Source organism: Pseudomonas sp. NPDC099000 (assembly GCF_044759925.1).
In the GTDB taxonomy this organism is placed as follows: Bacteria; Pseudomonadota; Gammaproteobacteria; order Pseudomonadales; family Pseudomonadaceae; genus Aquipseudomonas.
In genome coordinates this window covers 106,077-127,221 of record NZ_JBIWAF010000013.1, presented here as the reverse complement: position 1 = coordinate 127,221, position 21,145 = coordinate 106,077, and the positions used below count along the sequence as shown (strand labels likewise).

General features: G+C 60.0%; 19 protein-coding genes and 1 pseudogene. 2 read left to right on the top strand and 18 right to left on the bottom strand.

All coding sequences use genetic code 11. The features are described from left to right. Positions 1–257 precede the first annotated feature (257 nt). The 4 genes from ACIQV9_RS17080 to argH form a co-directional block, all read right to left on the bottom strand. Positions 258–1,082, bottom strand: a complete 825-nt coding sequence (locus ACIQV9_RS17080; RefSeq protein WP_403103631.1) for an ABC transporter substrate-binding protein — start codon at positions 1,080–1,082, stop codon at positions 258–260. Between the two features lie 40 nt (positions 1,083–1,122). Then, complete coding sequence (locus tag ACIQV9_RS17075) at positions 1,123–1,887, bottom strand: amino acid ABC transporter ATP-binding protein (RefSeq protein ID WP_304873873.1); 765 nt, start codon at positions 1,885–1,887, stop codon at positions 1,123–1,125. Between the two features lie 10 nt (positions 1,888–1,897). Further along, on the bottom strand, positions 1,898–2,776 hold the full coding sequence (locus ACIQV9_RS17070) for an amino acid ABC transporter permease (RefSeq protein WP_403103628.1): 879 nt from the start codon (positions 2,774–2,776) through the stop codon (positions 1,898–1,900). 149 nt (positions 2,777–2,925) lie between these two features. Continuing rightward, positions 2,926–4,353 (bottom strand): argininosuccinate lyase, encoded by a 1,428-nt coding sequence (gene argH, locus ACIQV9_RS17065; RefSeq protein WP_403103625.1) that lies wholly within the window; start codon positions 4,351–4,353, stop codon positions 2,926–2,928. A gap of 350 nt (positions 4,354–4,703) precedes the next feature. Here argH and ACIQV9_RS17060 point away from each other — a divergent pair, with 350 nt between their 5' ends. Next, positions 4,704–5,669: a LysR family transcriptional regulator gene (locus tag ACIQV9_RS17060; RefSeq protein ID WP_403103622.1), complete on the top strand. Its 966-nt coding sequence runs from the start codon at positions 4,704–4,706 to the stop codon at positions 5,667–5,669. On the opposite strand, the gene ACIQV9_RS17055 is transcribed toward ACIQV9_RS17060, so the two are convergent. The 4 genes and pseudogenes from ACIQV9_RS17055 to ACIQV9_RS17040 form a co-directional block, all read right to left on the bottom strand. Beyond that, the gene (locus ACIQV9_RS17055) at positions 5,620–6,180 is read right to left on the bottom strand and encodes a GNAT family N-acetyltransferase (protein ID WP_403103620.1); all 561 of its coding nucleotides are present in this window, start codon (positions 6,178–6,180) and stop codon (positions 5,620–5,622) included. The genes ACIQV9_RS17060 and ACIQV9_RS17055 overlap by 50 nt on opposite strands. A 212-nt stretch (positions 6,181–6,392) precedes the next feature. Next, entirely contained in the window at positions 6,393–7,772 is a 1,380-nt protein-coding gene (locus ACIQV9_RS17050; protein ID WP_403103693.1) for a UDP-glucose dehydrogenase family protein, read from the bottom strand. Beyond that, positions 7,769–8,185 carry a 4-amino-4-deoxy-L-arabinose-phosphoundecaprenol flippase subunit ArnF gene (gene arnF / locus ACIQV9_RS17045; protein ID WP_403103691.1) on the bottom strand — a complete coding sequence of 139 codons (417 nt, stop codon included), beginning with the start codon at positions 8,183–8,185 and terminating at the stop codon, positions 7,769–7,771. The genes ACIQV9_RS17050 and arnF overlap by 4 nt, the downstream gene beginning before the upstream one ends. Further along, positions 8,109–8,397: pseudogene (locus tag ACIQV9_RS17040) on the bottom strand (4-amino-4-deoxy-L-arabinose lipid A transferase); the annotation flags it as partial. The pseudogene ACIQV9_RS17040 and the gene arnF, both read right to left, overlap by 77 nt. A gap of 513 nt (positions 8,398–8,910) precedes the next feature. Between ACIQV9_RS17040 and xerC the strand changes: the two are divergent. Further along, positions 8,911–9,801, top strand: coding sequence for a tyrosine recombinase XerC (gene xerC, locus ACIQV9_RS17035; protein WP_403103688.1), 891 nt, complete (start codon positions 8,911–8,913; stop codon positions 9,799–9,801). Between the two features lie 10 nt (positions 9,802–9,811). Here xerC and ACIQV9_RS17030 read toward each other — a convergent pair whose 3' ends face one another. The 10 genes from ACIQV9_RS17030 to ACIQV9_RS16985 form a co-directional block, all read right to left on the bottom strand. After that, positions 9,812–10,882 (bottom strand): ABC transporter ATP-binding protein, encoded by a 1,071-nt coding sequence (locus ACIQV9_RS17030; protein ID WP_403103618.1) that lies wholly within the window; start codon positions 10,880–10,882, stop codon positions 9,812–9,814. Then, a complete protein-coding gene (locus ACIQV9_RS17025; RefSeq protein WP_403103615.1) occupies positions 10,879–12,477 on the bottom strand; it encodes an ABC transporter permease in 1,599 nt (532 codons plus the stop codon). Before ACIQV9_RS17025 ends, ACIQV9_RS17030 begins: the two co-directional genes overlap by 4 nt. 3 nt (positions 12,478–12,480) lie before the next feature. Then, positions 12,481–13,485 (bottom strand): iron ABC transporter substrate-binding protein, encoded by a 1,005-nt coding sequence (locus tag ACIQV9_RS17020; RefSeq protein WP_403103612.1) that lies wholly within the window; start codon positions 13,483–13,485, stop codon positions 12,481–12,483. A gap of 87 nt (positions 13,486–13,572) precedes the next feature. Continuing rightward, positions 13,573–14,133 carry a membrane integrity-associated transporter subunit PqiC gene (locus ACIQV9_RS17015; protein ID WP_403103610.1) on the bottom strand — a complete coding sequence of 187 codons (561 nt, stop codon included), beginning with the start codon at positions 14,131–14,133 and terminating at the stop codon, positions 13,573–13,575. 16 nt (positions 14,134–14,149) lie between these two features. Next, positions 14,150–15,805 carry an intermembrane transport protein PqiB gene (locus tag ACIQV9_RS17010; RefSeq protein ID WP_403103608.1) on the bottom strand — a complete coding sequence of 552 codons (1,656 nt, stop codon included), beginning with the start codon at positions 15,803–15,805 and terminating at the stop codon, positions 14,150–14,152. Further along, positions 15,786–16,445, bottom strand: a complete 660-nt coding sequence (locus ACIQV9_RS17005) for a paraquat-inducible protein A (RefSeq protein WP_403103606.1) — start codon at positions 16,443–16,445, stop codon at positions 15,786–15,788. The genes ACIQV9_RS17010 and ACIQV9_RS17005 overlap by 20 nt, the downstream gene beginning before the upstream one ends. Further along, a complete protein-coding gene (locus tag ACIQV9_RS17000; protein WP_403103604.1) occupies positions 16,442–17,038 on the bottom strand; it encodes a paraquat-inducible protein A in 597 nt (198 codons plus the stop codon). Before ACIQV9_RS17000 ends, ACIQV9_RS17005 begins: the two co-directional genes overlap by 4 nt. A 219-nt stretch (positions 17,039–17,257) precedes the next feature. Then, entirely contained in the window at positions 17,258–18,550 is a 1,293-nt protein-coding gene (locus ACIQV9_RS16995; RefSeq protein ID WP_403103602.1) for an NAD(P)/FAD-dependent oxidoreductase, read from the bottom strand. Continuing rightward, the gene (locus ACIQV9_RS16990) at positions 18,547–19,635 is read right to left on the bottom strand and encodes a polyamine ABC transporter substrate-binding protein (protein WP_403103600.1); all 1,089 of its coding nucleotides are present in this window, start codon (positions 19,633–19,635) and stop codon (positions 18,547–18,549) included. The genes ACIQV9_RS16995 and ACIQV9_RS16990 overlap by 4 nt, the downstream gene beginning before the upstream one ends. Positions 19,636–19,778: 143 nt before the next feature. Next, positions 19,779–21,137 carry a glutamine synthetase family protein gene (locus ACIQV9_RS16985; protein WP_219097407.1) on the bottom strand — a complete coding sequence of 453 codons (1,359 nt, stop codon included), beginning with the start codon at positions 21,135–21,137 and terminating at the stop codon, positions 19,779–19,781. Positions 21,138–21,145 lie beyond the last annotated feature (8 nt).

The following is a 21,145-nucleotide window of genomic DNA, read 5'->3' as shown; positions in this document are numbered from 1 at the left end:
ATCTATAGATAAAACACAGTCCCTGTAGGAGCGAAGCTTGCTCGCGAAGAGGCCAGTACATTCAACATCTCGCTGACTGAAACACCGCCTTCGCGGGCAAGCCTCGCTCCTACAGGTTTATCGGTCGGCCACGGAGTTGTGATCGGCCTGGATCGAGTGTGGGAGTGAGCCTGCTCGCGATAGCGGTGTGTCATTAAACAGAGATGTCGACTGACATGGCCTCTTCGCGGGCAAGCCTCGCTCCTACAGGGCAAGCATTACTTGCCGGCGTTGATGGTTACGGTCTTGATCGCGCCCAGTTCCAGGTCCCATTTCTTCAGGATCGCCTGATAGCTGCCGTCATCGACCATGCTCTGCATTGCCACCTTCACCGCTTCACTCAACTCAGGCTTTTTCTTGCTCACGCCAAGGCCGGTGAACTGCTGGGAGATCGGCAGGCCCACGGTCTTGTACATGTCCTTTTCCTGGGTCTTGAGATACGGCAGGGTCTCGCTGCCCTGCATCGCCGCATCGATCCGGCTCTGACGCAGTTGCGCGCGGGCGTCGGCCGAGCCTTCGGTGCCGACTACCACGATGGCCGGTTTGCCGGCAGCTTCGCAGTGGGCTTTGCTGTATTCAGCGATTTCCGCCGGGAAGGTGGTACGGCGGCTGGTGCCGACTTTCTTGCCACACAGGTCAGTGATCTCGTTGAAGTCCTTGTTCTTCTGCAAGGTGTAGAACTGCGGGCCGCTGGTGAAGTAGTCGACGAAGGTCACGCTGGCCTGACGCTCGGCGGTGTCGGTCATGCCCGACATCACCATGTCCACGCGGTCGGTGGTCAGTGCATTGATCATTTGCTCGAAGCCGGTTTCCTGCCATTTGATCTTCACGCCCAGACGTTCGGCCAGGGCGTTGCCCAGGTCAACGTCGAGACCGGTGAGGGTGTTGGTGGCCGGGTCCTTGAAATCCATCGGCGGGTAGTTCGGCATGATCGCTACCACGACCTCGCCTTTTTCCTTGATGCTGGCCGGAAGCTCAGCGGCGAAGGCGAAGCTGGAAGCCATAACGCTTGCGAGTACTGCAGGGATAACGAAGTTCTTCATGGTCGTTCTCTTATGAGTGTTGTGAGCGCAAATGGACGCTTTAGGTTCGAACGGCAGAAATGAAGCTTTGGGTGCGCGGGTTTTGCGGACTTATTAGTATTTCTTCGGGGCTTCCAGCCTCCACGATCTGCCCGCCATCCATAAACACCATGCGGTTGGAAACCTCACGGGCGAAGCCCAGTTCATGGGTGACGACGATCATGGTCATGCCGGTTTGCGCGAGGTCGCGCATCACCGACAGCACCTCACCGACCAGTTCCGGGTCGAGTGCCGAAGTGGGTTCATCGAACAGCATCAGCTTGGGGCGCATGGCCAGGGCACGGGCAATGGCGACGCGTTGTTGCTGACCACCCGAGAGTTCGATCGGGTAGCTGTTGCGCTTGTCGGCCAGGCCGACGCGAGCGAGCAATTCCACGGCTTCTTCGTGCGCCTCTTTGGGCGAACGCTTGAGCACCTGGCACGGCCCTTCGATGATGTTTTGCAGCACGGTCATGTGCGGGAACAGGTTGAACCGCTGGAACACCATGCCGGTGGACAGGCGTTGACGGGCGATCTGCGACTCGTTGAGTTCGTGCAATTTGTTGCCAACGACCCGGTAACCCACCAGTTCGCCGTCGACCCAGAGGCCGCCCTTGTCGATCTTTTCCAGCTGGTTGACGCAACGCAGCAGAGTACTTTTGCCGGAGCCGGACGGGCCGATGATGCACAGCACTTCGCCTTGCTCGACTTCGATGTTGACGTCCTTGAGGGCGTGGAACTGGTCGTAATACTTGTTCAGGCTCACGGCCTTGACGATGCTTCTCATGTGGGGCTCCTCAAGAACGCTTGCCGGCGCCGCGAGCGAAACGACGCTCCAGACGGCTTTGACCGAAGGACAGCACGGTGACGGTGGCCAGGTACCAGATACCGGCGACGATCAGCAGCTCCATCACGCGGGCGTTGGCGTAGTAGATGTTCTGGGCGTTGTAGAGCAGTTCCGAGTACTGGATGACGCTCGCCAGGGAGGTCATTTTCACCATGCCGATGAACTCGTTGCCGACCGGCGGAATGATCACCCGCATGGCTTGCGGCAGAATGATCCGGCGCAGCGCTTGCAAGCGCGGCATGCCGATCGACTTGGCGGCTTCGTACTGGCCGGTGTCCACCGACAGCAAGCCGGCACGCACCACTTCGGCGGTGTAGGCGCCCTGGTTGATGCTCAAGCCGAGCAGGGCCGCCACGAACGGCGTCATCAGGGTCACGGTGTCCATTTCAAACACACCGGGGATGCCGATGGTGGGGAAGATCAGCGCCAGGTTGAACCACAACAGCAGTTGCAGGATCAGCGGCGTACCGCGAAACAGCCAGGTGTAGGTGACGGCCACATAACGCAGGATCGGGTTGGCCGACATGCGCATGATCGCCGTGATCACTCCGAAGACGATGCCCAAAGCCATCGCCAGCACCGCCATCACGATGGTGTTGAGCAAACCCCACATGATCGCTTGCGAGGTGAGGAACTGGCCGATGTACGACCATTCGATCTTGCCTTCGGCGAAGGCCCGTACCAGCCCGAGAATCGCAATGACGATGACGGTGGCGAAGAAAATCCGCCCGTAATAACGCCGGGGCACGTGGTGGTATTGGGTGATGTCGAACTGGTTTTCCGCCAGTTTTCGCTCCGACTGGAGTCGTTCTGCCTGAGTCTGGCTCATGTTGTTCTCCGTACACGTTATTTCGGTTCAAACACAAATCCTGTAGGAGCGAAGCTTGCTCGCGAAAGCGGTGTGACATTCAACATTGAGGTCGACTGACATGGCCTCTTCGCGAGCAAGCTTCGCTCCTACGGGTTTTGCTTTGTGCCTTAGAGGCGGAAACCCTGATAGTTCTCGGTCCACTCTTGCTGCGCGGCGAGGGCGGTTTTCAGGCGGCCGATTTGCTCGCGCACCTGTTGCGGCGCGGTGCCGCCCCAACCACTGCGAGCAGCGATGGCGGCTTCGAGGGTCAGGCTGTCGCGCACTTCCGGTTTGAGGCGCGGATCGATCTCGGCCAGCAGCGCCGGGGACGCTTCCCACAACTCGATGTCGTGTTTCTCACAGGCCTGAACCAACGCGCCGGTGATTTCATGCGCTTCCTTGAACGGCACGCCGCGCATGGCCAGCCAGTCAGCAACTTCAGTGGCGAGGGTGAAGCCCAGCGGTGCCTGACGACGCAGCTCCTCGACGTTGACCTTCATGGTCGCGACCATCCCGGCCATGGCCGGCAGCACCAGCAGCAGGGTGTCGACGCTGTCGAGCACGCCGTTCTTGTCTTCGCTCAAGTCGCGGTTGTACGACAGCGGCAGGGATTTCAATGTCGACAACAAACCGGTGAGGTTGCCGATCAGTCGGCCGGCCTTGCCCCGGGCCAGTTCAGCGATATCCGGGTTTTTCTTCTGCGGCATGATCGAGCTGCCGGTGGCGTAGGCATCGTCCAGCGCGACCCAGCGAAATTGCCGTGACGACCACAGGCAGAATTCTTCGGCGAGACGGGAAATGTTGATCCCGAGCATGCTGGCAATGAACAGGAACTCGGCAACATGATCGCGGCTAGCGACGGCATCGATGGAGTTTTCACACACGCCGCTGTAACCCATTTCCTTGGCCGACTGCTGCGGCAGGCGAGCGATAGCGGAACCGGCCATGGCCGCCGCGCCGAGTGGCGACAACGAAGTGCGCACGTCCCAGTCCACCAGGCGTTGCACGTCACGCAACATGGATTGTGCGTGGGCCAGCAAGTGGTGAGCGAAGACGATCGGCTGGGCCTGCTGCAAGTGAGTGAAACCCGGACAGATGCTTTCGATGTGTTGCTCGGCCTGGTCCACCAGCGCTTGCTGCAAGGCCAGCACTTCGACGGCCAGGGTGCGCACGTGATCCCGCAGGAACAGACGCAGGTCGTTGGCGGTCTGGTCGTTACGGGAACGCCCGGCGCGCAGCTTGCCGCCCAGTGCGCCGAGGCGTTCGGTCAGCAGGCGTTCGATAAAGGTGTGGACGTCTTCGTCGTCCAGGGTCGGCGCGATACTGCCGGCGCGGAAGTCATCACCGATGCGCGTCAGAGCGTCGAGCATGGTCAGGGTTTCCTGCTCGCTCAACAGCCCGGCGCGCTGCAATTCACGGGCATGCGCCTTGGAACCGGCGAGGTCATACGGGGTGAGGCGAAAGTAGCGCTCGGGGCAACGGGACAAGGCCGCCAGGGCTTCGGATGGGCCGCTTTTGAAGCGCGCACCCCAGAGACGGTCGGTGGTTTGAGACATTGTTGTTTTCCTCGTCGTTGCTCGGAAGTTATTAATTAATTTGGTGTTATGCCGAAGAGCTTCGCGGGCAAGCCTCGCTCCTACAGATCGGTGCGCCGGGCCTGAAACACTCGCCACAAATCAATTGGGCGTGGTTAGGCCAAAGCAGTTTTCAAGAGGGCAGTTGCGAAGTGGCGAGAACTGATCGAAGTGTCAGCTTTTAATAGTGCGAATTCAGTGAGTTGGCACTGAAGTACGGGGATTATTAGCGGTTGCCAAGCCTGGTTTTCTGTGTTCATTATTATTTACCAGCACTATTTTTGTTGTTGGACACAGAGTGTTGAATAGGGCGCCAGAGGTAAATAAGCATTATGGAAACCCCACTTTCCAATTCCGGAAACCCGCCGCCGAAAACGTCGCATCGGGCGCCGCTGGCCCTCAGTGGACTGGATTTCAAACTGCTCAAAGTGTTCAAGGCCGTGGTCGAGGCCGGAGGCTTCAGTGCCGCTCAGAACGAGCTGAATGTGGGCCTGGCAGCCATCAGCAAACAAATCTCCGACCTTGAAATCCGCATCGGCATGCGCCTGTGTACCCGAGGCAGGGAAGGCTTTCACCTGACTGAAGAAGGCAGCCTGGTGTATCAGGCGTCCATCGACTTGTTTGCCTCGGTTGATAACTTTCGTGATCGGCTTAGTTCGGCGCAGAACGAACTTGTTGGTGATCTGGGCGTGGGCGTGATTGACAATACAATCTCTGACGATAATTCGCCGTTAGTTGCCGCGCTTAGAAGGATAAATGAAGAGTCGCCAAAAGTAAGGTTTCAACTTCAGGCGTCGCAACTCGATGAAGTCGAACGAGGTGTGGTGGAGGGGCGTTTAGTGGCAGGCATTGTTCCGGTTTATCAGAAGCGCGAAGAGTTTGATTACTACGCGCTCTATGAAGAACGCTCGGAGGTTTACTGCGCGGTTGGCCATCCCTTGTTCTCGGTGCCGGACGCCGAAATCGGCAGTCATGTGCTCAAGGATTACGAGTTCATCAACCACCGCTACGCGATCCATCGCGACAAACTGAATTTCGCCCACTACGACAGTTTTTCAGCCTCGGCGACCCAGGTAGAAGCCGTGGCATTGCTGATCAAGACCGGTCGCTTCGTGGGTTTTCTGCCGCAGCATTACGCCGCGTCGATGGTGGCTCAGGGGCAATTTCGCGCCGTGCGCCCGGACCTGATCAGCATCGTCACGCCGTTCAATCTGATCCTGCGACACAACACCGTGCGCAGTCCGCTGGTCAAAGCGTTTGCGCGGGCGTTGGGTGTGGATCTGAAGGCGCCGGTCTAAGGTTGAAACGCATTGCACAACGGCGTTCGCCGGGTAAATCGTGGGCGACTTCGTTGTTCAATACTGCTGTTAAACGTGGGCTCAGTTGTGCCGGCCCCAATGTTTCAAAGCCCATGCGTTGATAAAACGGCTCATTCCAAGGCACATCGCGAAACGTGGTCAGGGTCAGACCGTGTAGTTCTCGATCCCGGGCGCATTCAATGGTCGCTAACAGCAACTTTCGTCCAACTCCGCGGCCTTGAAAGAGTTGGCTGACGGACAGTTTCTGGATATGCAGTTCGTTGTCGACCTGGACTGCACTGACAAACCCCATAAGAGCGCCATCGGCGGATTCTGCCACCCAGACATCTTCCTGCTCGATTGCCTGTTGATGGTGTTCGGCATTAGGCACCGGAGCATCGGCGAGCCAGGCCAGTGAAGGGTCACAGCGAAACAGCTCCGCCGCCGAACGCTCAATGGCGGGGAGGGCGGTGGCGTCGTCAAAGTGGGCACGGCGGACAATAAAATTCATGCGCGGCACTGTAGCAGCTGACTAGCCTGCTTTGTGGTTCGAGCGCTCCTGTGGCGAGGGGGCTGCCCCCGTTGGGCTGCGAAGCGGCCCCCAGCATTCCGTCACTCACACCGCATTTGCAGGTTTCACGACTGCTTCGCAGCCGAACGGGGGCAAGCCCCCTCGCCACAAAAGCAGGCTCGGCAGCTGCTACAGGGGATGTGACAACACAATCAAGCAACCACCTGCGCCGCCGGCCACTGCTGATGCGGAATCGGCAGTTTGCGTGATTCACCACGGCCCATCGGGAAGTACAGGAAACCATTGCGGGCCAAGCGTTCGGCGTCGTACAGGTTGCGCCCGTCGAAGATCACCGGCGCCTTCAACCGTTGCTGGATCAGGTTGAAATCCGGGGCCTTGAACTGCTGCCATTCGGTGCAAATGATCAACGCATCGGCACCGGCCAATACCGATTCCGGTGTGCCCATCAGCATCAACTTCGACTCGTCGGGATACAAATGCTGGGTTTCCTGCATGGCTTCCGGATCGAATGCGCGCACGCTGGCGCCGGCGGCCCACAGCGATTCCAGCAGCACCCGGCTCGGCGCATCACGCATGTCATCGGTGTTGGGTTTGAAGGCCAGGCCCCACACGGCGAAGGTCTTGCCGCGCAAGTCACCCTTGTAGAACGCGTTGATGCGCTCGAACAGCTTGTGCTTCTGCCGCTGGTTGATCGCTTCCACCGCTTGCAGCAGGTCGCTGGAACAGTGCGCCTGTTCGGCGCTGTGGATCAGCGCGCGCATGTCCTTGGGAAAACACGAGCCGCCATACCCGCAGCCGGGGTAGATGAAGTGGTAACCGATGCGCGAGTCGGCACCGATGCCCAGGCGCACCGATTCGATGTCCGCACCCAGGTGCTCGGCCAGTTCGGCGATCTGATTGATGAAGCTTATCTTGGTCGCCAGCATGCAGTTGGCGGCGTACTTGGTCAGCTCGGCGCTGCGCAGGTCCATGAACATGATGCGCTCGTGGTTGCGGTTGAACGGCGCGTAGAGGTCGCGCATCACGTCGCGCACGTCATCGCTGTCGCAGCCGATGACGATTCGGTCCGGACGCCGGCAGTCCGCCACGGCGGAGCCTTCCTTCAAAAACTCGGGGTTGGAGACGATATCGAACTGCAGCAAGCGGCCGACCTTGATCAGGCACTTGTCGATATGCGCGCGCAAGGTGTCGCCCGTGCCCACCGGCACCGTGGATTTTTCCACCAGAATCACCGGTTGCTCACGATGCCGCGCCACCGCTTCGCCCACCGACAACACGTAGCGCAGGTCCGCCGAGCCATCGTCCCGGGACGGTGTACCGACCGCAATAAACAGCACCTGACCATGCTGCACTGCGAGTTTTTCATCGGTGGTGAATTGCAGCCGTCTGGCTTCCAGGCTTTCACGCACCAGGCTGGCCAGCCCTGGTTCGAAAATGCTCACGTGGCCTTGTTGCAGCAACTCGACTTTCTTCTCGTCAATGTCCATGCAGACCACGTCGTGGCCGACTTCAGCCAGGACGGCGGCTTGCACCAGGCCAACGTAACCGCTACCAAATACACTGATTTTCATGAGGCACTCCTGAGTTCGGGCGCGCGAGCTGGATGTGAGTTGATGGTGATGACCCCAAGCATGACCAAGGCCACGCCGAGGGTTTTTGAAAGGCTGAACGCTTCGTTGAACAACGGCAGGCTGGCGGCCAGCAGATACACCAGCGCGTAGCTGATGCTCAGCAGCGAATAGGCCCGGCCCAGCGGCAGAACCCGCAGGGCGGCGAGCCAGCACAGCATTGAAAGGAAATAGGCCAGAATCGCCCCCAATACCACTGCGACCGCCGCCGGATCGATGTTGGAAGTCAGTAAGCATTCGGGTGACGGCAAGCGCGTCATGCTCCAGCGCATGCCCAACTGCGCCGCGCTGCCAAGCAGCACACTGCCCATGGCTAGCGACGCGCTGCTGCACCGAGTCAGGATAGGCGAGGCCATATTTCAATTCGCCTATCGTGTTGTACAAACGCCACGTCAGCGTGTTTCAGGCGCCAGGCGAGAGCTGAAGCGGCGCCCAGATCATTGCTCAACGGCTTTGCGGTCGGCGCCAGTTCATCGGCGTGCTGGAGGATGAATTGGTCGGGCATCTTGTTGGCCACCACCGAATCGGGCAGCCCGGCGGGCAGCAGGCCGATCAGCAGCAGGCTGCCGAGATGATGGGGATACCGTGTTTGTCGGCCCATGCGCAGTACTTGCTCTACGGCTGTGATTTCTTCATCGCCGATAGTGGGGCGAGAGAAGGGGAGAAACGCCTCGTTAATAAGAATCTCCGGACGAACGGCTTCCTTCAGCGAAATCGCCGAAAGAAGCGTGTTTTCAAGGGGTTGAATGCCGGAGCAGGAAGCCATCAATTGACTTTCCGAGCCGCGACCGGCAGCGTGACGACCCACAAGGGCTCGTCGGGTTGATTGAAGGTTATGCCCGATTTTTTGAAAGGAACATGAGAAACCGGTCTTCGAATCGTTTATCTGGAAGTCATACAGCCACTGTTCAGACTTCTGCCGTTCATCGCGATTGTTAGAAGAAAAGTCCTGCCGAAGTGTTCCGCTTTATATGAACGATGTTTCAATCCTTAGTTGTTTTTACTGAATTGTTTCCACTCAAGGCCGTTTCGTTTGATTGACTTGACTAATACCGATCCTGTTGCTTCGAAGACCAACCCGATGACCGTCTACCTGGCCCGACTGGCGCCCTCCAGTCAGTTGACCATGCGTTACGTTTTGCAGGATGCGGCGGACCGTTTGGGTTTCGAAGACATGAACGTCGAGGAGATTGCCTGGCATCAGCTCCAACCCGACAATGTCATTGCGCTGGTCGCGGCCCTGCGCGAAGACGGGTACGCACCGAATACCTCGTCGCTGTACGTCAATGCGGTGCGCGGTGTGATGAACGAAGCGTGGCGCATGAGCCTGATCAGTCAGGAACACTTGCTGAAAATGCGCTCGGTGAAAGGGATTGCCGGTACGCGTTTGTCCCAGGGCCGCAACCTCAGGCGCTCGCTGATTCAGGAGATGATGGCGGTATGTGCCGCCGACCCGCGCCCTCAAGGGTTGAGAGACGCAGCAATCATCGGGATTTTGTACGGTTCGGGCATGCGCAAATCCGAGTCGGTGAACCTGGACCTGTCACAGGTGGATTTCAGCGAGCGCAGCTTGCGGGTCACTGCCAAGGGCAACAAGCAGTTGATCAAATACGCCCCGGCCTGGGCCTTTGAAAAACTGCAGGCCTGGCTGGAACTGCGCCGTTCGCACCTCAAGGAAGGCGAGGTGGACGACCCGTTCCTGTTCAACCGCATCCGTCGCGGCAGCCACATCACCCGCGAGCGCATCACCAAACATGCAATCTATTACATCGCCCGCCAGCGCGGCGCGCAGGTCGGGGTGAAGATCATGCCGCATGATTTTCGGCGCTCGTTCATTACCCGGGTGATCGAAGAGCACGACCTGTCGATCGCGCAAAAACTCGCTCATCACAGCAACATCCAGACGACGGCCAACTACGATGTGCGCGACGACAACGAGCGGCGTCGGGCAGTGGACCGGTTCGATCTCTGATCGACCGGATTCACGGTTCACTCAACACATGGGCATGGCCGATGGTCGATACGTGAACCGCGCTGCCAGCGGGTGGCGCGTACATGCCAGAGCCGCGCACCATCAATGATCGACCGTGCGGATCACCGGCGACGGTAGGCTGCAACTCCACGGTCAAGGTGCAGGTGTTGCCGCTGAAGTCCCGCTCGGTTACCACGGCGCGGCAGCCGGAGACTTCGGTCGGACTGGGCTGGATGCTGACCAGTAGCAGTTGCTCGGGGCGCAGCATGATCTGCGCTGATTTGTTGTTCCGGTGGTTGTTGACCGGAATACGGCCCAGATCGCAATGGGCCCAACCGGCCTCGATCCGGGCGGGCATGACCACGGCGTCGCCGAGAAACAGCGCGGTTTGTTCGTCGTCGGGATAGCGATACAGGTCCAGCGGATGGCCCGACTGCACCAGCCGACCGTCGCGCATCACCGCCAGCTGATCGGCGAACGACAGCGCTTCGCTCTGGTCATGGGTCACCAGAATGGTGGTGACGTCGGCGTCGGACAGCAATCGCGCGACCATTTTGCGCATGGCGCCGCGAAGACCGGTATCGAGTGCCGAAAACGGCTCGTCCAGCAACATCAAACGTGGTTGCTGCGCCAGGGCCCGGGCCAACGCCACACGCTGTTGCTGGCCGCCGGAAAGCTCGTGGGGCCAACGTTTGCCCATGCTCGAATCGAGGGCCACGCTGTCCATCAACTCGGCGACTCGCTGGTGTTTGGCGTCACCCTTGGTCGACAGCCCGAAACCGATATTGGCGGCCACGGTCATGTGCGGGAACAGGGCGCCGTCCTGGGGGACATAGCCGATCAAGCGCTGATGCGCCGGGACTTCATGGGTGTCGTCCACCAGCGTCTGGCCATTGAGCGACAGCTTGCCGGTGTCCGGGAATTCGAAGCCGGCGATCATCCGCAGCAACGTGGTTTTGCCGGAGCCGGAAGGGCCGACGATCACCGTTCGGCTGCCGGCAGGCACCGACAGGCTGATGTTCTCCAGGGCTTTATGAGCGCCGTAGGATTTGCAGATCGAATCGAGTTCAAGAGCGTTCATCGGCCAGCCGTTCGTTTGGATTGGTGATAAAGAAGTCCGGTCAACGGAAGCGACAGCACAATCATCAGCAGGGCGTAGGGCGCGGCGGCGGCATAGTCGATTTCGCTGGTCAGTGCCCAGAAACCGGTGGCCAGGGTGCGCGTGCCGTTGGGGGCCAGCAGCAGCGTCGCGGTCAGCTCATTGGTGATCGCCAGAAACACCAGCGCGGCGCCGGCGGCAGCACCGGGCGCGGCCAGGCGCAGGGTGATCAGCCACAGCGCCCGCGCGGGCGAGCGGCCGAGGCTGCGCGCCATGTTTTCCAGCTCTATCGGTGCCTGCGCAATGCCTGCACGCAAACTCACCAGGGCTCGGGGCAAAAACATCAGCAGATACGCCAGCAGCACCATGACCGTGGTCTGGTAAATCGGCCGGGCGAAATGGATGGTGATGGTAACCAAGGCCAGGGCCACGACGATCCCGGGCAACGAGCTGGTGATGTAGTTGCAGCTTTCCAGCAATCGCTGGAGCCGCCCCGGTGAGCGAATCGACAGCCAGGCAATCGGAATGGCAGCGCAAGTGGTGAGGACTGCACCGCAAATCCCCAGCAGCAGGGTTTGTTCCAGCGCCGGCACAAGCTCCGCCAAATTCCAGACTTGCGTGCCGCCCGCGATCAGCCATTTGCCCAAGGTGATCAGCGGCACACCCAGTGCCAGGGCGCAGGTGGAGATTTGCAGCATCAGCCCAAGCACAGTGGTTTGAGCGCCCAGGCGCACAACCCGTTGCTCTCGTGCGCTACCTGAGCCGACCCGGGCGTAACGCGCCGTACCGCGAGCGGCCGATTCTGCGGTCAGCATCAACAGGCAACACAGCGCGAGCACACTGGCCAGCATGTGGGCGGCGGGGCCGTTGAAGGTGGACTTGAACTGATCGAAGATCGCCGTGGTGAAGGTGTCGAAACGGATCATCGCGTACAGGCCATATTCGGCCAGCAAATGCAGCCCAACCAGCAAGGCCCCGCCGCAAATGGCCAGGCGCAGTTGCGGCAACACCACGCGGAAAAAGATCGCCCAGGGCTTGAGCCCCAGGGATTCGCCGACGTCTTCGATCGCCGGGTCGAGACGGCGCAGGGTGGCTGCGATCGGCAGGTACAGGAACGGGAAGTAGGCGATCACCGAGACCAACACGCCGGCAAACAGGCCATTAATCGGTGGGACCAGGCTGACCCACGCATAGCTGTGAACGAACGCCGGCACCGCCAACGGCGCGGTAGCCAGCAACGACCAGCCGCGTCGCCCCGGCAGGTTGGTGCGTTCCGTCAACCAGGCCAGGGCCAGACCAAGCACAACGCACAGGGGAATGGTGATCACCACCAGCAACACGGTATTGGTCAGTAACTCGCCGACCCGTGGCCGGAATACCAGCGGCACCAACGTTGCCCAGCCGGTTTGTATCGACACGCCGATGACGAAGGCAATCGGCATCAGCGCCAGCAACGAAACCAGCACCGACAAACCGATCACCCACGCACCACCGCGACCGGCGAAAACGCCACGGGCGCGGCGTCGCAGGTTTAGGGGTATCGCCGCGGGGATACCCGCTGGCAGGGTTTCAGGCATCACTTAAAGCAGTCCCGCCTGAGTCATCAGTTCCACGGCTTTTTTGCTGTCGAGTTTTGAGGCATCGACTGATGGGGCGTCGAGCTGCTGCAAAGGCACCAGTTTTGGGTTGGATTGGGCATTTTTGCCCACGGCGTATTCAAACGATTTGCCGGTCTTGAGAATCTCCTGGCCGTCCTTGCCGGTGATCCATTTCAGCAACGCCTGGGCTTGTTCCTTGTGCTTGCTGGACGCCAGAACGCCGCCGCCCGAAATGCTGACAAACGCACCGGGATCCTTGTGCTTGAAGTAGTGCAGGGCGGTGTTCTTGCTGTTTTCGCCGGTCTTGGCCTGATCGCCGAAGCTGTAATAGTGATAGATCACGCCGCTGTCGATCTGCCCGGCATTCACTGCCTTGAGCACCGAGCTGTTGCCGCGATAGGCGGTGAAATTGGTTTTAATCCCTTTGAGCCACTCCAGCGTGGCCGCTTCTCCCTTGAGCTCCAGCACGGCAGCGACAATCGCCTGGAAGTCGGCCCCGGCCGGCGACGCGCCCCAGCGACCTTTCCAGGCGGGACCCGCGAGGTCCATCAGCGATTTTGGCAAGTCGGCATCGGGCAGTTTGCTCGGGTTGTAGACAAACACCGTGGAGCGCGCGGCAATCCCGACCCATTTACCGTGGGCCGGACGATAAGCCCCTTCGACTTGCTCCAGGGTGGCGGGCGCAACCGGTGCAAACAGCCCCGCGTTGTCCACCAGCACCATCGCCGGGGAGTTTTCAGTCAGGAACACATCAGCGGGAGAGGCGGCGCCTTCCTGGACGATTTGATTGCCCATCTCGGTATCATCGCCATTGCGCACGGTGACCTTGATGCCGGTTTCCTTGGTGAAGCCCTCGACCCAGGCTTTGGTCAGGCTTTCGTGTTGCGCGTTGTAGACCACGATGCCGTCGTCCGCGGCAAACACCTGTCCGGCGCCGAGCAGTGCGGTGGCCAGCAAGGCCGCTTTGAGGAAGGAAGGGGTGATCATTGTGTCGGCAGCTCCTGTTCTTTTTAGAGACATGCACGTCAATTCGCTGGCCAATCTTGCCCGATGGATCTGAATCAAACGATGTCATCACTGGCTTGACGGGCAGCTTTTCGATGTTCCGCCGGCTGCCTGACTGATAGCCGCGGCCAGACGCTTGACGTTGTTCTGATGGGCCACCACCAATTCATCGATGCTGGGGCCTGAAGGGGTCTGCAATGTGCTGCGGCAGTTCACCAGCGTGGTATCGCTTTCGCCGAGGTTGCGCAGACGCCATTTGACGTCGATCAATGCGTATTGCCCTGGAACCGAGTCGAAGCGCTGCACATCCAGGCGCACAGACAGCTTGCGCTGCGGATTGTTGTTGAGCAGTTGATCGACCATGGCGCTGCGCAATTCATCCACCAGGCTTGCGGCCCACCATTCGGTTTCGAGTATCGCCAGGCCGCTGTTGCCCTGGCGGATAACGATTTGCGGACGATCGACCTGGGGCGGCACGCTGATGCTTTCAATCTGGATCTCCGCAGCACCGCCTCTGGATTGATTCCCCAATTGCGCCGGAATCAGGGTGTGAAACTGAATCGGATCACTGCGGCAAGCAGTGAGCATTAGCAGCGCGGTGACCAAGGTGATCTTCAGCGATAAAGCCATGGTGTTGCTCCTGTGGTCAGTTGCGCGGTGGCGCCTGCAGATCTATCGGTGCGGCATTGTTGGGTCGGCCGCGAATCAGCGATTCCGGATGCCGTCCCAGGTAATCCGAAAGCTCACGCAAGGAGCGCGACATGCGCCCGAGTTCGTCCAGGGTCTGGGTCAACTGTTCCCGCTGCGGTGAGTCTTCGGCGAGCGTCGAGCTGGCCGATTGCAGGGTCTTGCTGACGTCGGCCAGGGTGGTTTGCACGCCCGGCAGGGTCTTGGCGTTGAACTGGGCGAGGCCTTTGCGCAGTTCCACGAGGTTGCTGTCCAGATTGCCGGCAATCCGCTCGATCGGCAGCTGGTTGATCTTGTTGACCATACCCTCGAGTTTTTCCTGCAACTGTTCGAGGCTGCCGGGAATGGTCGGAATACTGACCGGGCGGGCGCTCGGATCGAACGCGATTTTCTCGGCCTTGGGGTAGAAATCCAGTGAGATGTACAGCTGGCCGGTCAGCAGATTGCCGCTGCGGGCCTGGGCGCGCAGACCGTTCTCGATAAAGGAGCCGATCAGGCGCACACCAGCGGCTTCGTCGTTGGGGTCATGATTGAGCGCCTTGAGCATTTTGGTGTGGGCCTGACCCAGGCGCTGCGGGTAGATCATGATGCCAACGTTGACCGGGAAACTGCGCTTTTTCGCATCGAAATCCAGATTGATCGACACCACTTTGCCGAACTCCACGCCGAGGAATTCCACCGGTGCATCGACCTTGAGGCCGCGCAGGGCCTGCTCGAAACGCAGGCTCAAGTATTGGCCCTTGCCACTGGGCGGGGCGAGGGCGGTTTGCTGGTCGGGGAACAGTTCATAGGCATACTCTTCTGCCGCCGGTTTGTCGTTGGGGCTGTATTCCGGCGCACGAAAGGCGATCCCTCCGACCAATATCGACGACAACGACTCAGTCTTCACCGCAAAACCATTGGCGCCGACGCTGACATCGATGCCGCTGGCGTTCCAGAACCGGGTGTTTTCGGTGACATAGGCGTCATTCGGCGAGTGAATGAACAGGTCGATGTTCACGCCTTTGCCGTCAGGGTCCAGGGCATAGGCCACCACCTGGCCGACCGGGATTTTTCGGTAATACACCGGCGAGCCGATGTCCAGCGACCCGAGGTCCTGGGTGTGCAAGGTAAAGCGCTTGCCCGGCTCGCCATAGGTAATCGGTGGCGGGTTTTCCAGGCCTTTGAAGTTCTTCGAGCGGTTGTTCGCCTGGCCGATATCGGCGCCGATGTAGTCACCGGAGAGCAGGGTGTCGATGCCCGACACGCCGCCGGCACCGATTCGCGGGCGCACCACCCAGAACTGCGAGTCTTCGCGGGTGAAGCTTTCCGCTTGCTTGGCCAGTTTGATCGTGGCGTTGACACTCTTCTGGTCGTCGCTCAGTTCCACGTCCGAGACCTGCCCGATCACCACATTGCGGTATTTGACCTCGGTCTTGTTGGCGGTCAGGCCGCTGCCGGTCTTGAAGGTGACGGTGATGGTCGGGCCTTCCTGCATCATGCTGTGGACGACCAGGGAAATGCCCACCAGCACCGCGATGATCGGCACGATCCAGACCAGCGAAACGCTGAAACGGCGGGTCTTGATGGGGGCTTGGCCAGGGGCTTGCGGCCCGTCAGTGGCTTGCGACTTCATCCATGTCCTCCTCGGTGTGTGAGTTTTTATCCTGCTCGTTATCCCAGATCAGACGCGGGTCGAAACTCATCGCTGCCAGCATGGTGAACACCACCACCAGACCAAAAAACAGAATGCCCGGGCGCGGTTCGATATCGGCCAGGGCTTGAAACTTCACCAGTGAGGCCACCAGGGCCACCACGATCACATCAAGCATGGACCAGTAACCGATGACTTCGACGAAACGGTAGAGCTTCGAGCGTTCCTTGCGCGCCCACAGGCTGTCGCGCTGCACCGTGATCAGCAACAGCATCAGGGCGCCGAACTTGATGCCCGGCACTGCGATGCTGGCGATAAAAATGATCAGGGCAATGTCCCAGGCGCCGTGCTGCCAGAAATCCAGCACGCCGCTCATGATTGTGCTGTCAGCGCCGTTGCCGACCATTTTGGTGTTCATCACCGGCAACAGATTGGCCGGGACGTAAAACACCAAGGAGGTCAGCAGGTAGGCCCAGGTGCGGGTCAGCGAGTTGCTTTTGCGTCGATGCAACGGCGCGCCGCAGCGCTCACATTCGTGGGGATCCAGTGTCATGTCACAGGCCAGCCCGCAGCTGTGGCACAGGCACAGGTTGAGTTCGCTGGCGACCGGAGGCGTACTCATAAGGTGTCCCACAGATCACGGACATCGCGCCCGGCGATGCGGATCATCATCAGGCTGAGCACGGCCAGTGCAAACAGACCGATGCCGGGCAGCACATCCAGCAACCCGGCGAGTTTGATGACCGCGACCATCGCCCCCAGCAGGCAGACTTCGAGCATGCTCCAGGGCCGCAGGGTTTCCAGCCAGCGCATGCAGAACCTGAAACCGGGCGAGCGCCGGGAGGCGAGGGCATAGCTCAGCACCCAAATCAGCAGCAATAGCTGGAAAATCGGCGCGATGATCATCGCGATCGCCGCCACCATGGCAATGAACGTGATCGGCCCCAGGCTCAGGGCCAGCACCGAGTCCCAGAGGGTTGCGCTGTTTTTCAGGCCTTTGAGGCTGATGCTCATGACCGGGTAGAAATTGGCGAAAATCCACAACATCAACGCCGTCCAGGTCAACGCCAGGCGTTGTTCCACCGTCAGGCCGTTATAGCGCTGGAGCACACCGCCGCAGCGTGTGCACAGGGTTTTTTGATGTTTGACGAGCGTGATTTTTTCATACACGCAGTCGCAGTGCTCGCAGATGATCAGTTGGTCATTCGTAGCCATAGGCCGCACTCGCCAGGACGCAGGAAAGTCAGAGCACCTCCTCAATATAGAAGTGCCTTGCGATTGAGCAAATCGAAAGGCCTAAACAACTGATTGACCGCGTCTGATCGTTCCCACGCTCTGCGTGGGAATGCAGCCCGGGACGCTCTGCGTCCCATCGAGAGCCGAACGCGGAGCGTCCGAAGAGGCGTTCCCACGCAGAGCGTGGGAACGATCAACTCAGCCAAGCATTTCGCGCAGGCGATACCACAACATCCCAAGCGCCAGCAAAGGCGAGCGCAGCATCGGCCCACCCGGAAAAGTCATGTGCGGCACGGCGCTGAACACGTCGAAACCTCGGCTGTGCCCGGCATGAATCGCTTCGCCCAACAGCTTCGCGCACCAATGCGTCACGTTCAGCCCATGCCCGGAGTAACCCTGGGCGTATAACACGTTCGGGTGCTGACTCAAGCGTCCGACCTGCGGAAAACGATTCGCCGAGATGCCGATCCGGCCGCCCCATTGATAGTCAATGCGCACATCGCTCAGTTGCGGGAAGACCTTGAGCATCTGCGGGCGCATGTACGCCGTGATGTCGGCCGGATCGCGCCCGGAATAATGACAGGCGCCGCCGAACAGCAAGCGCCGGTCCGCCGAGAGCCGGTAGTAGTCCAGGCCGACTTTCTGGTCGCACAACGCCAGGTTCTGCGGGATCAATTGCGCGGCAACCTCAGCCGCCATCGGCTCGGTGGCGATGATGTAGCTGCCAGCCGGGAGCACCTTGCCGCTGAGTTTTGGTTCGAGTTCTTCCAAATGTGCATTGCAGGCCAGCACCAGGCTGCCGGCGCGCACCGTGCCACCGGCACACCGAACCTGCACGGTGCTGCCATGGATCAACTCCAGTACCGGGCTCTGTTCGAAGATTTGCACGCCAAGGGAGTGCGCCAGCTTTGCTTCGCCCAGCACCAGATTGAGCGGGTGCAAATGCCCCGAGCCCATGTCGACCAGACCACCGGCATAGACGCCTGAATCCACTATTTGCTGACGGATTTGCTCCGGCCCGACCAGACGGGTTTCATGGGCGTAACCTGAATCGGCCAGACTCTCCTGCTCCACCTTGAACGCCGCGAACTGCGCCTTGGTGTTGGCCAGCTCGCAGAACCCCCAGCGCAGGTCGCACTCAATCCCGTGTTCACGGATTCGATTGCCCACCAGTTCCACCGATTCGATCCCCGCACGCTCCAGATAGCGCACGCCGTCCTCACCGACGTAACGGGTGAAACCGCTGACGTCATGGCCGATGCCACGGATCAGTTGGCCGCCATTGCGTCCGCTGGCGCCCCAGCCGATGCGCCGGCCCTCCAGCAGAATCACCGAGAGCCCGCGCTGAGCCAGTTCGATCGCCGTGTTGACCCCGGTGAAACCGCCGCCGATCACGCAGACATCGGCCACAAGGTCCGAGGCCAGCGAGGGGTAGGGCGTCAGGCCATGCGCGGTGGCCGCGTAATAGGAATGTGCGTGTTCGTTATTCATTGGTTGGACTTCACTTTGCTCCAGGAACGGGTCATCAGTCGCATGATCGCCTGGGGCGGGGTGGTCGAAATGTAGAGTTTGTCGAGGACTGCCTGGGGTGGATACACCTCAGGGTTGTTCACCAGTTCAGCGTCCATGTATTGCTTGGCGGCCGGGTTCGGGTTGGCGTAGCCGACCGACGCGCTGACCTTGGCAATCACTTGCGGGTCCAGCAGGTAGTTGATGAAGGCGTGGGCTTCTTTCTGGTTGCCGGCATCGGCGGGAATCGCCAACAGGTCAAACCACAAGTTACTGCCTTCCTTCGGAATGGCGTAGGCGATGTTTACGCCGTTCTTGGCTTCCTTGGCCCGATTCGCGGCCTGGAACACGTCACCGGAATAGCCGAAGGCTACGCAGATATCGCCGTTGGCCAGGTCCGACACGTATTTGGACGAGTGGAAATAGGTGATGTAAGGCCGGATGCTCAACAGCTTGGCTTCGGCTTTTTTGTAGTCCTCTGGGTTCTCGCTGCGTGGGTCCATGCCCATGTAATTGAGAATCGCCGGGAACACTTCATCCGCCGAGTCCATCATCGACACGCCGCACTGGCTGAGTTTCTTGATGTTTTCCGGTTCGAACAGCACCTCCCAGGAATCGATGCGGTCGATGCCGAGCACTTGCTTGACCTTGTCGACGTTGTAGCCGATGCCGTTGGTGCCCCACAGGTACGGCACGGAATGCTCGTTACCCGGATCGTTTCTCTCCAGCAGCGCCAACAGTTTCGGGTCGAGGTTCTTGAAGTTGGGCAACTGCGCGCGGTCCAGTTTGAGGAACGCGCCGGCCTTCACCTGACGGGCGAGGAAGTGGTTGGACGGCACGACCACGTCATAGCCGGTGCGCCCGGCGAGCAATTTGCCCTCCAGGGTTTCGTTGGAATCGAAAACGTCGTAGATCACCTTGATCCCGGATGTGGCCTGGAAGTCGGCGAGGGTGGTTTCGCCGATGTAATCGGTCCAGTTGTAGACGCTGACGGTGGGCTGAGCCTGGGCAACGGCGCTGAACAACAACGTCAACGCGAGCGGAACCACGGATTTCAATAGACGCATATCGACACCTCTTATTGTTTTGTTTGTGATCGTTCCCACGCTCTGCGTGGGAATGCCTCAATGGACGCTCTGCGTCCGCTTTGGGACGCGGAGCGTCCCGGGCTGCATTCCCACGCGGAGCGTGGGAACGATCATGAAGGGAGTTAAACGCTGAGCATCAGGAACTCACGCTCCCAGGAGCTGATCACCCGTTTGAAGTTCTCGTGTTCGGCACGCTTGACCGCCACGTAACCCCGCACGAATTTGTCGCCCAGATACCGCCCGATGGTTTCGCACTCTTCCATCTGCGTCAGCGCATCCTCGATGGTGATCGGCAGGCGCAGGTTGCGGCGCTCGTAGGCTCGACCCTGCACCGCAGCACTCGGCTCGATGCGTTCCACCATGCCCAGGTAACCGCACAACAGGCTGGCCGCGATCGCCAGGTACGGGTTGGCGTCAGCCCCCGGCAAGCGGTTTTCCACGCGCATCGAATCCGGCGTCGAGGTCGGCACACGCAGGCCGACGGTACGGTTTTCTTCGCCCCATTCGACGTTGACCGGGGCTGAGGTGTCCGGCAGGAAGCGGCGGAACGAGTTGACGTTGGGCGCGAACATCGGCAGCACTTTGGGGATGTACTTTTGCAGGCCGCCGATGTGGTGCAGGAACAGCTCGCTCATGGTGCCGTCGGCATTGGCGAAGATCGGCTGCCCGGTGGCGATGTCGACCACGCTCTGATGGATGTGCATGGCGCTGCCCGGCTCGTCACCGATTGGCTTGGCCATGAAGGTCGCCGCGACGTTGTGCTTGAGTGCTGCCTCACGCATGGTGCGCTTGAACACGGTGATCTGGTCGGCCAAGTCCAGCGCGTCGCCATGCCGGAAGTTGATCTCCATCTGCGCCGGGCCGTCTTCGTGGATCAGCGTGTCGAGGTCCAGGCCTTGCAGTTCGCACCAGTCGTAGACGTCTTCGAACAGCGGATCGAATTCGTTTGCGGCGTCGATGGAAAACGACTGACGACCACTTTCCGCACGGCCCGAACGACCCAGCGGCGCCTTGAGCGGCAAGTCCGGGTCTTCGCAGCGCTGGGTCAGGTAGAACTCCATTTCCGGCGCGACAATCGGCCGCCAGCCTTTGTCGGTGTACAGCTGCAGGACTTTCTTCAGCACGTTGCGCGGCGACAGTTCGATCGGGTTGCCGAACTTGTCGAAGGTGTCGTGGATCACGATAGCGGTCGGCTCGATGGCCCATGGAATCACATAGACCGCGTCCGCGACGGGTTTGCAGACCATGTCGATGTCGGCCGGGTCGAGCAGGTCGTAGTAGATGTCGTCGTCGACAAAGTCCCCGGTTACCGTTTGCAAAAGCACACTTTCCGGCAGGCGCATGCCTCGCTCATGCAGGAACTTGTTGGTGGGTGCAATTTTGCCGCGTGCAATGCCGGTCAAGTCACTGACCACACACTCGACTTCGGTAATCTTGTGATCTTTCAGCCACGTGAGGAGCTGATCGAAAGGGGCATTCATAAAGACCT

Excerpts from the sequence above, each read along its gene's own strand:
- ACIQV9_RS17080 (WP_403103631.1), bottom strand. The coding sequence starts at position 1,082 with ATGAAGAACTTCGTTATCCCTGCAGTACTCGCAAGCGTTATGGCTTCC.
- ACIQV9_RS17075 (WP_304873873.1), bottom strand. The coding sequence starts at position 1,887 with ATGAGAAGCATCGTCAAGGCCGTGAGCCTGAACAAGTATTACGACCAG.
- ACIQV9_RS17070 (WP_403103628.1), bottom strand. The coding sequence starts at position 2,776 with ATGAGCCAGACTCAGGCAGAACGACTCCAGTCGGAGCGAAAACTGGCG.
- argH (WP_403103625.1), bottom strand. The coding sequence starts at position 4,353 with ATGTCTCAAACCACCGACCGTCTCTGGGGTGCGCGCTTCAAAAGCGGC.
- ACIQV9_RS17060 (WP_403103622.1), top strand. The coding sequence starts at position 4,704 with ATGGAAACCCCACTTTCCAATTCCGGAAACCCGCCGCCGAAAACGTCG.
- ACIQV9_RS17055 (WP_403103620.1), bottom strand. The coding sequence starts at position 6,180 with ATGAATTTTATTGTCCGCCGTGCCCACTTTGACGACGCCACCGCCCTC.
- ACIQV9_RS17050 (WP_403103693.1), bottom strand. The coding sequence starts at position 7,772 with ATGAAAATCAGTGTATTTGGTAGCGGTTACGTTGGCCTGGTGCAAGCC.
- arnF (WP_403103691.1), bottom strand. The coding sequence starts at position 8,185 with ATGGCCTCGCCTATCCTGACTCGGTGCAGCAGCGCGTCGCTAGCCATG.
- xerC (WP_403103688.1), top strand. The coding sequence starts at position 8,911 with ATGACCGTCTACCTGGCCCGACTGGCGCCCTCCAGTCAGTTGACCATG.
- ACIQV9_RS17030 (WP_403103618.1), bottom strand. The coding sequence starts at position 10,882 with ATGAACGCTCTTGAACTCGATTCGATCTGCAAATCCTACGGCGCTCAT.
- ACIQV9_RS17025 (WP_403103615.1), bottom strand. The coding sequence starts at position 12,477 with ATGCCTGAAACCCTGCCAGCGGGTATCCCCGCGGCGATACCCCTAAAC.
- ACIQV9_RS17020 (WP_403103612.1), bottom strand. The coding sequence starts at position 13,485 with ATGATCACCCCTTCCTTCCTCAAAGCGGCCTTGCTGGCCACCGCACTG.
- ACIQV9_RS17015 (WP_403103610.1), bottom strand. The coding sequence starts at position 14,133 with ATGGCTTTATCGCTGAAGATCACCTTGGTCACCGCGCTGCTAATGCTC.
- ACIQV9_RS17010 (WP_403103608.1), bottom strand. The coding sequence starts at position 15,805 with ATGAAGTCGCAAGCCACTGACGGGCCGCAAGCCCCTGGCCAAGCCCCC.
- ACIQV9_RS17005 (WP_403103606.1), bottom strand. The coding sequence starts at position 16,445 with ATGAGTACGCCTCCGGTCGCCAGCGAACTCAACCTGTGCCTGTGCCAC.
- ACIQV9_RS17000 (WP_403103604.1), bottom strand. The coding sequence starts at position 17,038 with ATGGCTACGAATGACCAACTGATCATCTGCGAGCACTGCGACTGCGTG.
- ACIQV9_RS16995 (WP_403103602.1), bottom strand. The coding sequence starts at position 18,550 with ATGAATAACGAACACGCACATTCCTATTACGCGGCCACCGCGCATGGC.
- ACIQV9_RS16990 (WP_403103600.1), bottom strand. The coding sequence starts at position 19,635 with ATGCGTCTATTGAAATCCGTGGTTCCGCTCGCGTTGACGTTGTTGTTC.
- ACIQV9_RS16985 (WP_219097407.1), bottom strand. The coding sequence starts at position 21,137 with ATGAATGCCCCTTTCGATCAGCTCCTCACGTGGCTGAAAGATCACAAG.